The 12,258-nt window shown below is 42.3% G+C and carries 7 protein-coding genes; 6 read left to right on the top strand and 1 reads right to left on the bottom strand.

Annotation, left to right across the window (positions count from 1 at the left end):
* Positions 1 to 13 precede the first annotated feature (13 nt).
* The 5 genes from G613_RS0113100 (at position 14) to G613_RS0113080 (ending at position 9,187) form a co-directional block, all read left to right on the top strand.
* Complete coding sequence (locus G613_RS0113100) at positions 14 to 673, top strand: hypothetical protein (RefSeq protein ID WP_029233047.1); 660 nt, start codon at positions 14 to 16, stop codon at positions 671 to 673.
* An 18-nt stretch (positions 674 to 691) separates the two neighbouring features.
* Positions 692 to 2,122 carry an Mbeg1-like protein gene (locus G613_RS0113095; RefSeq protein WP_029233046.1) on the top strand — a complete coding sequence of 477 codons (1,431 nt, stop codon included), beginning with the start codon at positions 692 to 694 and terminating at the stop codon, positions 2,120 to 2,122.
* 168 nt (positions 2,123 to 2,290) lie between these two features.
* Complete coding sequence (xylB, locus tag G613_RS0113090; RefSeq protein WP_029233045.1) at positions 2,291 to 3,760, top strand: xylulokinase; 1,470 nt, start codon at positions 2,291 to 2,293, stop codon at positions 3,758 to 3,760.
* 57 nt (positions 3,761 to 3,817) lie between these two features.
* Positions 3,818 to 5,791 (top strand): sialate O-acetylesterase, encoded by a 1,974-nt coding sequence (locus tag G613_RS0113085; RefSeq protein WP_029233044.1) that lies wholly within the window; start codon positions 3,818 to 3,820, stop codon positions 5,789 to 5,791.
* Between the two features lie 36 nt (positions 5,792 to 5,827).
* Positions 5,828 to 9,187 (top strand): glycoside hydrolase family 2 TIM barrel-domain containing protein, encoded by a 3,360-nt coding sequence (locus G613_RS0113080; RefSeq protein WP_029233043.1) that lies wholly within the window; start codon positions 5,828 to 5,830, stop codon positions 9,185 to 9,187.
* Here G613_RS0113080 and G613_RS18775 read toward each other — a convergent pair whose 3' ends face one another.
* The gene (locus G613_RS18775) at positions 9,188 to 10,087 is read right to left on the bottom strand and encodes an AraC family transcriptional regulator (RefSeq protein ID WP_029233042.1); all 900 of its coding nucleotides are present in this window, start codon (positions 10,085 to 10,087) and stop codon (positions 9,188 to 9,190) included.
* A 111-nt stretch (positions 10,088 to 10,198) separates the two neighbouring features.
* Here G613_RS18775 and G613_RS0113070 point away from each other — a divergent pair, with 111 nt between their 5' ends.
* Entirely contained in the window at positions 10,199 to 12,211 is a 2,013-nt protein-coding gene (locus G613_RS0113070; protein ID WP_029233041.1) for an alpha-glucuronidase, read from the top strand.
* Positions 12,212 to 12,258: the final 47 nt, after the last annotated feature.

Here is a 12,258-nt window from a genome sequence, read left to right as displayed (position 1 = left end):
AGAGGAGAAGGCGATGGAGTTATCAAGTGAAGAGAAAAAAGTATTGTCGGGAATTACATTTCACTCTGAAGAAGTGGAAAAAGGTGAGCTCTGCGATGAGGATAAGGAGCTTTTAAGCGAACTTAGGGCGGTGAAGGCTTATCTTACAGATAAGTATAAGGATTACAACTTTGAGGTTACCGGCTGTGAGCCCAAGGCAGGAACCGCAAGAGATTACAATGAGTGGTATTACAAGGCAGAAGGAGTGGATAGAGCTTCAGCCTTTATTGCCATGGTTTGGGATAAAGATGGCGCGTTTGATATCCGTGATGATTTTTATGGGGAAACAATTAAGGAAGGTGCATCAGATGCGGTAAAAAAACTTCTTGGTTACGGAGGCTTTCCTGTTGCAGAAGTAAACGTAAGCTTTTGGGAGTATTTCGGAAAAGAGCTGGGACAGGATTTGGACCCTGCGTTGGTTCTTAGAGGAGATGTTCATGCAGGGAATGACATAAAGATCTTTCTTGATGGATCTAGGCTTCCCTCGGGTTCTTATGAAAATGAGATAGGAAAACTTGAGACGAGCCTTAAGGAGGCAGGAATAAAAGGAGACGTGTATGTTGTGGTTCTAAAGAATGCAGAAGGGGATCCGGTAATGGACAGGCTGTATTCTGACAGTTTTGAGCTTTCATAAGCGCGGGGGTGACATATTATGAGCAGTAGTCTTTCGCTTGAGGAAATCGTTCTTATAAACAATCTGTTATACTGCGAAAATCTAGGTGGCCCCAAAGGGACCTTTCTTTCGCCTGTCCAGGAATCCAAGACAATCGGTGATTATGTTAATGGCGTTTTGAGAAAAGCTGCTGAGATCATCGATGATAAAGAGTATAGCTCGGGAGTTACAGGAGCTGAGTATAAAGAAATACTCTGGTCAATTAAACCCAACGAACACTTAAGAAATATCATTATCAGACAGATCCACTATGAAAGTGAGGGGGCAGGTGGCGGAAGAAGTGCGTATCTTTTTGATCCTTCTTCAAATGAGGCTATTATAGCTTTTAAGGGAACCCAGTCTGATGCCGAGTGGATAGACAATGTTTCCGGCTTATATCAGGTTCCGACGGAATTCCAGAACAATGCCCTTAACTGGTTTCAGTCTCTGGACTTCACAGGGTGCGAAACCATCACTGTAACCGGTCATTCCAAGGGCGGCAACAAATCCAAGTTTATAACCATCATGGATGATAGAGTCGATAACTGTTTCTCCTTTGACGGGCAGGGCTTTTCAGATGAATTCATAAAAAGATATGTTGCCAGGATCATCAAGAATAAAGGAAAAATAACCAATATCATTGCAGAAAGTGATTTTGTAAACATTCTTCTTAATGATGTGGGAGCCAGACAGTTCTATCTTGGAACTAATTACGGAAGACTGGGATTTGCAGAAAACCACTGTGCCAACGCGGTTCTTTTCTTTGATAGTATGGGGGCTATGACCTTATGGAGGTCCAAGGGCCAGGATAAAAAGATGATGGATCTTGATATTATGCTTAACAGCTTTATCAGGACATATAAGATGGATGTCAGAGAAAAAGTAGCAAACATGCTGGGAAATATCATTGTTTGTGCTAAATCAGGAGATACAGACAGGATAGCGGATACCTTTATCGATGAAAGATATATGGATAGTGCGGCAGATCTTTTGGCATATATCTTAAGATATAAGACTGAAAAACCGCAGATGATAGCAAATGTCAGAGAAATTCTTAAGCAAAACGGTTTTAATACCAATATGCTTGGAGTTATAGATTTTGTCACAAATCACGATCTTATTATTGAGCTTATTGGTAAGAATAAGAAAGCCATGATAGCGATACTAAAAAAGAAGCATGTCAAAGAGTCGTTAGTTAGTTTTCTGGAAAAGCACATCGGTCTGTTTGATTTCATAGTTCTGGTGGCTCAGAAAATGAGAAAGATAGATCCGCTTAAGTATAGTGGTGCTGATCTTGAAGCTGATGATGCGGAAAAAGATATGGAAATAAAAGGCAGGCACGGGATTTCCAGGCGGAAACTGTCCCTTATAGTGGCAGGGGCTGTGCTGGCAATTGTCATTTTGATTGTTTTGATTTTGGTGATTCTGTAGGGAGATATCAATAATCAAGAAGTAAAAAGCAAGATACGAAATGAAAACGGGGGAGAATACTTGTAAGATATATCCTGTAATCAAATCGATAATACAAGATGGTATTCGATTTGTAATATCAGACAAGTAAATGGAATTATATAAGCGAACAATATATAGGAGGTAGGTATGCTTTATATCGGTGTAGATTTGGGGACATCATCCGTTAAGCTGGTTTTGATGGATGAGACAGGCAAGATTCATGGAACAGTTTCAAGGGAGTATCCTTTATACTTTCCACAGCCGGGATGGTCTGAGCAGAAACCTGAGGATTGGTACTCACAGGCAATCGAGGGACTTAAGGAGCTTCTTAAGGATGCTGACAAGTCACAGGTTGCAGGTATCAGCTTTGGTGGACAGATGCATGGTCTTGTAATTCTTGATGAGAATGATGAGGTAATAAGACCTGCAATTTTATGGAACGACGGAAGAACACAGAAACAGGTTGACTACCTTAACGGTGAGATTGGTAAGGAGACTCTTTCCAAGTACACTGCAAACATCGCATTTGCCGGATTCACAGCTCCTAAGATTCTTTGGGTTAAGGAGAATGAGCCTGAGAACTTCAAGAGAATCAAGAAGATAATGCTTCCTAAGGATTATCTTGCATATAAGCTTTCAGGAAGCTTCTGCACAGATTACTCTGATGCATCAGGAATGCTTCTGTTAGATGTTCAGAATCGTAAGTGGTCCAAAGAGATGTGTGACATCTGCGGAATCACAGAGGATATGCTTCCACAGCTCTTCGAGAGTTTTGAGAAGGTTGGAACACTTAAGGCTGAGCTTGCAAAAGAGCTCGGACTTAACGAGAACGTAGTTATCGCAGCAGGAGCCGGAGACAACGCAGCAGCTGCAGTTGGAACAGGTACAGTTGGCAATAACAGATGTAACATCTCTCTTGGAACAAGTGGAACAATCTTTATGTCAGCTGACAGCTTTGCAGTAGACAGCAACAATGCACTTCATTCATTTGATCATGCTGACGGACATTTCCATCTTATGGGATGCATGCTCAGCGCAGCAAGCTGTAACAAGTGGTGGATGGATGAAATCCTTAAGACCAAGGATTATGCAGATGAGCAGAAGGGCATTGAGAAGCTTGGTGAGAACCACGTATTCTTCCTTCCTTACCTTATGGGTGAGAGATCTCCTTGGAACAATCCTAATGCCCGAGCTACATTTACAGGCATCACAATGGATACAACAAGAGAGGATATGACTCAGGCAGTTCTTGAGGGTGTTGCTTTTGCCACAAGAGATATGTATGAGGTAGCTAAGTCAATTGGAGTTGCTCCTAAGCGCACAATGATCTGCGGTGGTGGTGCTAAGAGCCCTCTTTGGAGAAAGATGATTGCCAACATTCTTAATGTTGAGGTTGATGTGCCTGTTTGTGAGGAAGGCCCTGGAATGGGTGGAGCAATGCTGGCTATGGTTGCCTGCGGAGCATACAAGAGTGTTGAGGATGCTGCAGCAGCTATAGTTAAGGTTGATAAGACAGAGAAGCCTGATCCTGAGCTTGTAGCTAAGTATGAAGCTCGTTATCAGCAGTTCAAGACAATATATCCTGCACTTGCTGATACCTTTGATAAGATCATCTGATAAAAATACTACGGCGCCTGCGAAAGCGGGCGCTGTTTTGGGAAATGAGGAAAGAGGATGTCAGGACTTAGATTACCGCGTTTATTGTCCGATGGAGTTGTGCTCCAGAGGAGAAAGGCGATACATATATGGGGATGGGATGAAGCCGGATCTCAGATTACAGCTTCTCTTGTAGAGGATAATGCAGAAACTGCCAGCAAGGAGAATGTGCTGAGCCTTGGCAGTATTAGCTGCAATAAGGAAGGGCGATTTGATCTTTACCTTCCTGCCAGAGAGAGCGGCGGCCCATATAAGCTTGTAGTATCTGATGATAGTGGAGAGAGTATTACCGTAAATGATGTTATGATAGGACTGGTGTGGTTTTGTTCAGGTCAGTCCAATATGGAGCTTCCCGTTATCAGAGTTAAGGATAAATATCCGGAATTATTGGAAATAGAAGATAACAGCAATATCAGAACCTTCAAGATAACAGAGGATAGCAGCTTCGAAGGCCCTCTTGAGGAGCTTCGCACAGGTAGCTGGACATCTGTTAATAAGGATTCAATCATAAGCTTTTCGGCAACAGGTTATTTTTTTGCCAAACATCTTCAGATGCTCACAGGTCAGACAGTAGGATTTATCAATGCCAGCCTTGGCGGATCAAGAATATCCTCCTGGATGAGCAGACAGATGTTGGAGGGCTACGATGAGCTTTTAGCAGAGGCTGATAAATATTCAGATGCAGATTTTAGAAAACAGGTCATGGAAACCAATATGGTTAACGGCGACACCTGGAGAAGAAATCTGTATGAGTCAGATCTTGGATTTAAAGAGCACTGGGAAAGTTATCAAGTTGATAAGGGATGGGATGAATTCCAGATTCCCGGCTTCTTTAAAGGCACTGTTTTAGATGGCTTTATAGGTAGTGTGTGGTTTAGGAGAAAGTTTGACCTGCCGAGGGAACTTGCAGGGGAAAAGGCCCGTCTTTTCCTGGGCACAATTGTTGATAATGACGTTGTGTTTATAAACGGTCAGAGAGTCGGAGATACACCATACCAGTATCCTCCACGCAAATATGATATTCCGGAAGGCCTCACCAGAGAAAAAGACAATACCATTGTTATAAGAGTGTGTGTTGAGACCGGACTTGGAAGATTTACTCCAGGCAAGGATTACAAGATATTTAATGAGGAAACATCAGTAAGGCTTGACGGAACCTGGGAGTACCGCGTTGGAGCAAGCTGTGATATGATTCCTCCAACAGATTTCATTAACTGGAAGTCAACAGGTCTTTATAATGCCATGACTTATCCATGTCATAACTTCCCGATTGACGGTGTTTGCTGGTATCAGGGAGAATCCAATGTGGAGGACGGTTATGACTATAATGCCCTCACAAAGAGACAGGTAGAGGGATACAGAAAAGCCTGGAACGAAGAAAATCTTCCGTTTATCGGAGTATCTCTTCCAAACTTTACGATTGACTGTCCTGTAGATGATGACTGGGGAAGATTCAGGCTTACCCAGGCTGGACTTTTGAACCTTCCTGCCACTGGACTTGCCATAACAATGGGACTTGGAGAAGACAATGATCTTCATCCTGTCACCAAGGAACCTATAGGAGCAAGGCTTGCACTGTGTGCAGCACATCTTAAATACTGTTATAATGGGGAGTACATGGGACCGGAAGTAACAAGTGTTAAGAGAGTTGTGGATCAGGCTGGTCAAAAAGCTTTTGAAGTAAAGCTATCCCATGCAAAGGGACTGTGCGTTGTCGATGCAGGTAAGGGTACAGAAATTACAGATATTTATGTTAAGAGTAAGAAAGATAAGGTAGCTACAAAAGTGATAATTGATAATGACAACGGGGGATTACTAGTTTACGTAGAGGACGATAAGGCCTATGAGGAGGCCAAAGAAATAATGTGGTGTGTAGATAATACTTACACCGGGGGACTTATTTCAAATGAAACCGGAATTCCGATGGGACCATTTTTAGAGGTCATAGACGGGACCAAGGAAAGCAAAGAAGAGGGCAAACAGTCAGCCTGAATCGATTTCTGTTATTTGACAGTAGAAGGGACTTGAATGAAAAGACTTTTTGTAGATGGATGGAAATTTTGGGAATCTGGATACGGAGTTGGTTTTGAGGAAGCAAAGAGTAATGTCGCGAATTTTAAAGATGTGATTATTCCTCATGACTATATGATCACTGATACCGAAAATCTTTACAGGGACAGCATCGGATGGTATATGAGAAGCTTTGAGTGCTCTGATGCTGACCTTAATAAAGAGCTGTTTATCATTTTTGACGGTATCTATATGGACAGCGTTGTCTATATTAATGGCAGACAGGCTGGTGAATGGAAGTATGGATATTCACAGTTCATATTGAGAATAAGTGAATTTGTAAAGGCAGGTACCAATGAGATAGTGGTTGCTGCAAGATGCAAATTCCCCAATACCAGATGGTATTCCGGAGCAGGAATATATAGAAATGTCTGGATCTGCGATTCTGAGAAAACTTATATTCCTGAGAATGGAGTATATGTTCACTCAGACAAACTTGAAGATGGTTCCGGTTACAAATTGAGTATAAGTACAGAAATTTGCGGCCCGGATAAAGCTAACACCAAGGTCTCTTATAGGCTTTATGATTCTTGTGGCAAGGAGATTTCACTTGAGGGTGATATTGCCAGAGATGTAAAAGAATGGGATGTAACTTCCACTAACCTTTATAAACTGCAAGTAAATCTCTTCTTGGATAAAGATATGGATGGAGAACCTATTCAGACTGAAGAAATTAGTGTGGGCTTTAGGAATGTGAAGATGGATCCTGACAAGGGATTTTTCCTTAATGGCAGAAACATGAAGCTTAACGGAGTGTGTCTGCACCATGATCTGGGAGCTCTAGGCTCGGCCTTTAATAAGTCTGCTATGAGAAGAAGGCTCATTCAGCTCAAAGAGATGGGAGTCAATGCCATCAGAATGACTCACAATATGTATGATCCCCAGGTGCTGGAGCTTGCTGATGAGATGGGATTTCTCCTTATATCAGAGGCTTTTGACATGTGGGAAGGTGCCAAGACAGAGTTTGACTATGCAAGATTTTTCCCAAAGTGGCATGAGAAGGATGTGGCAAGCTGGGTTAGAAGAGATCGAAATCATCCTTCGGTAATCATGTGGAGCATAGGTAATGAAATCTATGACACACATGCAAGTGAAAGAGGTCAGGAAGTAACAAGAGATTTAAAGAGTCTTGTTGAGCAACACGATCCTCATAAGAACGCAAGAGCGACAATTGGCTCTAACTATATGCCATGGGAAATGGCCCAGAAGTGCGCAGACATCCTAAAGGTTGCCGGATACAACTACGCTGAGAATTATTACGAGAAGCATCATAAAGAGCATCCCGACTGGATCATTTATGGAAGTGAGACATATTCCATTGTTCAGAGCAGAGGCGTTTATCATTTTCCTCTTTCTGTGCCTACTCTTTCAGATTCGGATGAGCAGTGTTCATCTCTGGGAAACAGTACAACAAGCTGGGGCGCTGATAGTATTGAGAATTGTATCTGCAAGGACAGAGATATGGAGTTCTCCATGGGCCAATTTATTTGGACGGGCTATGATTATATTGGAGAACCAACTCCCTATCAGACCAAGAACTCATACTTTGGACTAATTGATACAGCCGGATTTTATAAGGATGCATTCTATGCCTGGAAGTCTGCGTGGGTGAGTGTGGAACAAGACCCATTTGTTCACGTTTTCCCTTACTGGGATTTCAATGAGGGACAGACAATAGATATAAGGGTTTGCAGCAATGCTCCGGTGGTTGAGCTGTTTGTAAACGGAAAGAGTCTTGGTAAGCAAAACCTTACTCATGCACCTCATAGCGGTAATAAGATTTTCGCCGACTATCAGGTAGCATATGAAAAGGGAGAAATAACCGCAGTCGCTTATGGTGATAGTGGTAAAGAAATTGCCAGAGAGACCCATAAATCCTTTGGGGATACTGACAAGTTTGTCATTAGCATAGATCATCGATTGGATGAGTATACCGATGACCGAGATAATCTTGTGTTTGCCGAGATTAGTGCTATTGATAAGTATGGAAATCCTGTTGAAAATGCTTCCGACTACGTAAATGTACATGTGTCAGGCGGAACACTCATGGGACTGGATAATGGCGACAGTACAGACTATGACAGCTATCAGTCGGATTGCAGAAAGCTGTTTAACGGTAAGCTTCTTGTTATCGTACAGCCTGAGGGGAATCCGTCAGAAGTAATAATTGATGTTACTAAGGCAGATTTTGTTCCTGTCAGGAAGGTTGAGCTTGTAGTATCTGAAGGCAGCAGGTCTTTAAACTCCGACAAGAAGTCGGCAGTTGTTACAGCCAGAATTTACCCGGAGGATGCAACAGATAAGACCCTTGTGTTCAAGGCTCTTAACAAAAACGGAACTCCGACCAATGTGGCTAAACTGGAAGCAAATGGAAATACCTGCGTTGTTACGGGGATTGGAGATGGTTCTTTTACCTTAAGATGCGAAGCCTACAATGGAAGAGATGTTGCTGCAGTCATGTCTTGTATTGATTTTGAAATATCAGGACTTGGAGCTGCATTCCTTGATCCCTACGGATTTATTCCTGGAAGTCTTTATACTTCCTACATCGGAGTTGTTGGTAACGGTAATGAACATGGTGTTGCTTCTGCCAGAGGAGAAGAGACGGTTATTACCTATGGCGGAATTGATTTTGGAATAGAGGGCTCAGATGAAATCACAGTACCTATATTTACGCTTAATGATGATGCCTATGATATCGAGATTTGGAAAGGAATTCCTGGTGAGGATGGTGCAAGACTCCTCAAACGTGCAGTATACCAAAAGAAATCCATTTGGAATGTATATCAGGAAGCTACTTGGAAATTAAGCGAGAGGCTGACGGGGGTTCAGACCATAAGCCTTAAGGTTTTCCAGAAGTTCCATATAAAAGGTTTCTCTTTTACCAGACAGCTTCGTGCCTTTACTGATCTGAGAGCCTTGGATGCAGATTCAATTTATGGCGATACCTTCACCAAAGCGGTGGACGCTGTAGAAGGCATCGGAAATAATGTCACTTTGGAATTTGATAGAATAGATTTTGGAGAAAAGGGAGCGGGTAGCGTATCTATCTGTGGAAGAACCAGAAATGCCGCCAACACTGTGCATCTTCGTATGGTAAAAGTTTCAGAGAATGAAAATGGTCAGGAATCTGATACAGGAGAAATACAGAACCTTGATGCAGTTGGAACAGAGATAAAAGAAATACTGGAATTCCCACAGTCTTCAGAATATAAAGAAGTCACTTTCGAGATAGAAAGAAGGAAAGGCAAATGGGATATTACCTTTGTGTTCCTACCGGGAAGTGACTTTGATTTCAAATATTTCAGATTTGACTAATTATTTAGCTTTATCAGGGCTGGAGTCAGCTCCGGTCCTGTAGAGCTTACGATATTCAGTAGGTGAGCATTTGTTGATGTCCTTGAATACGCGATTAAAGGTGGACAAACTAAAGAAACCTGATTGAAGCGCAATATCCATAACAGACAGATCGGTATCACCTAAAAGCTCCTGAGCCATCAGAACGCGGCGCTTTGTAATGTACTGGTAGCAGGAGATTCCCATATAAGACTTAAAAAGTCTTTCGAAATGGAATTTGGAAAAACCTGCAAGATCAGCTAGCTGCTCAACAGTAAGATCGTCGGATCTGTGAGAGTCGATATAGTTGGTGACTTCTACCAGCTTATCAATGTTCTTGCGTGGTGAATCTGAGGTATCCCTTCCGGGAACTGCATTATTAAGATGCATGCTGCCGATTTGGGCAAGGATCAGGGACACCAGAGAATATACTGAAATCTGAAGGAACTCATCCTGCTGACCGTAGAGTCTGTCAATCTCCCAGAAGTAGTTCTGGAGGCGGGCAACTTCCACCGGATAAAGATTCTGGCTGATATGAGTATAGGGCGGAAGAGTCTTGATAAGCGGAACCAGGGAAGATACCTGTGAATAGGTGGCAAGATCAAATAAAAGAATAAGCTTCTCGCCGCCGGGAGCATTTGAAATATACTCATGAAGAGTACCGGGAGCAATCATCATGATATCGCCAGGCATACAATTCACAACAGCGGATGAGTCGTTATGGAACTTAACCTTAAGGGACCCTGACAGCACCAAAATAAGCTCCACTTCATTGTGCCAGTGGAGAGGGTAATTGGCCAGGTCGTTATGATAGAGAAGAACGCCTTTTAAGGTATCATAAAAGATGTGTTCTCTTGATTGTGCATTAATATCGTGAATCATCTCGTGCTCCAAAAAACATTGCGTAATAATGTGTAAATATATTAGCATAGCCGTAAGGTTTTTGCGAGAATATAAATTTAGCAGAATTTTTTATAAAAGAGAGGGTAATTTATGTCAGAGAAGGGATGGTCACAGTTGTGGCTTGATTATGCTTCAAAGGCCGGTAAGGATTCAGTAAACGGAATTCGAATGGGGAATGTAAATGTTGATATAAAGGATTTCGATGTTGATAACCGCGTTATTGAAAGTGCTGTTAAAGAGCTGAACAGAGCATTTTGCGGTGATAACGATAAAGTTAAGGTTACACTTGTAAGGAACAAAGAAGTGGCCAAAGAGGGCTATAGAATCGGAAATATTATCGGAGGAAGTAATGAAAACGTTGCAAAATCCGATGCGCCGGAATATGTTATAGAGGCATCTGATGAGAATGGCGCTCTTTATGGTGTTTTCCATCTCATAAGAGAAAAGCTTATGGGAAAAGAGTACCCGAATATCTGTGCAGACTGTGCTCCTTCCAATCCGCTTAGAATGATGAATCACTGGGATAATATGGATGGCAGTATTGAGAGAGGCTATTCAGGAAGATCATTTTTCTTTGTGGGCGACGAGATAGTAGTTAATGAGAGAACAGTGGATTATGCAAGATTCATGGCAAGTGTAGGAATCAACGGCGTTGTTATTAACAACGTTAATGTTAAGTGGGCAGCAACTGACCTTATTACCACCAGATTTTTTGACAAGGTAAAAGAGCTTTCTGATATATTTGGGGACTATGGAATAAAGCTCTATCTTTCTCTTAACTTTGCATCACCTATAGAATTGGGAGGACTTCCTATCTGCGATCCTCTTGATAAGGATGTTATTAATTGGTGGAAAGATAAGATAAAAGAAGTGTATGACCATCTTCCTGACCTTGGAGGATTCCTTGTAAAGGCAGACTCTGAGGGAAGACCGGGACCATTTACCTATGGAAGAACTCAGGCAGACGGTGCAAATATGCTTGGGGATATAATTGCTCAGTACGGCGGAATTATTATCTGGAGATGCTTTGTTTACAACTGTACTCAGGACTGGCGTGATACCAAGACAGACAGAGCAAGAGCCGGATATGACTATTTCAAGGGCCTGGATGGAGAGTATCATGACAACGTAATTCTTCAGATCAAGAACGGTCCCATGGATTTCCAGATCAGAGAGCCTATTTCTCCCCTTCTTGGAGGTCTCACCAAGACTAACCAGATGCTGGAGGTTCAGATTGCCCAGGAATACACCGGACATCAGATTGATGTTTGCTACCTGATTCCTATGTTTAAGGAGATACTTGGATTCAAGACTTATTGCAGGGATGACCTTGATACAGTTGCCGATGTTATAAGCGGAAGAACCATGGGCAATAAGTATGCCGGAATGGCGGCAGTTATTAATACAGGAAATGATTATAACTGGACAGGTAACGATCTGGCAGCAGCTAATCTTTACGGATTTGGAAGACTTGCATTTAATACAGAACTTAGCTCAGAAGAAATAGCAAGGGAGTGGGTAAGACTTACCTTTGACCTTGAGCAGGACCTTGAGGATAAACTTGTGGATATGCTTCTTAGATCAAGAGAGATTTATGAGAAGTACACCAGTCCTCTTGGAATTGGCTGGATGGTAACTCCTTCTGATCACTATGGCCCAAGTGTAGATGGATATGAGTATTCAAGATGGGGAACTTACCACAGAGCAGATCACCTTGGACTTGGTGTAGACAGAACTGACAAGGGTACAGGATATGCTCAGCAGTATTATTCACCAAATGCTGAAATGTACAATGATCCCAAGACCTGTCCTGAAAACCTGCTTCTCTTTTTCCATCACATTCCGTACACATGGAAGCTTGCAAGCGGACAGAGCCTTATTCAGTACATCTACGACAGTCACTTTGAAGGATGCGCAGAAGCTGAGGAGCTTGCAGAGACTTGGAAAGAATTTGAAGGAAAAGTTTCTGACAGAACATATGCATGCGTTTCCGAACGCTTTGGTCGTCAGGTATACAATGCAAGGGAGTGGCGCGATCAGGTTAACTCATATTTCTATCGCAAGAGCGGTATTTCCGATGAAAAAGGACGTACAATATACTGATTAAGTTTCGTACGATTTTGTGGTATACTTTAAGTGAGACCATTAAC

The organism is Butyrivibrio sp. VCB2006, from assembly GCF_000420945.1.
Taxonomy (GTDB): Bacteria; Bacillota; Clostridia; order Lachnospirales; family Lachnospiraceae; genus Butyrivibrio.
The sequence above is the reverse complement of the archived record's forward strand: the minus strand, read 5'-3'. Positions and strand labels throughout refer to the sequence as shown.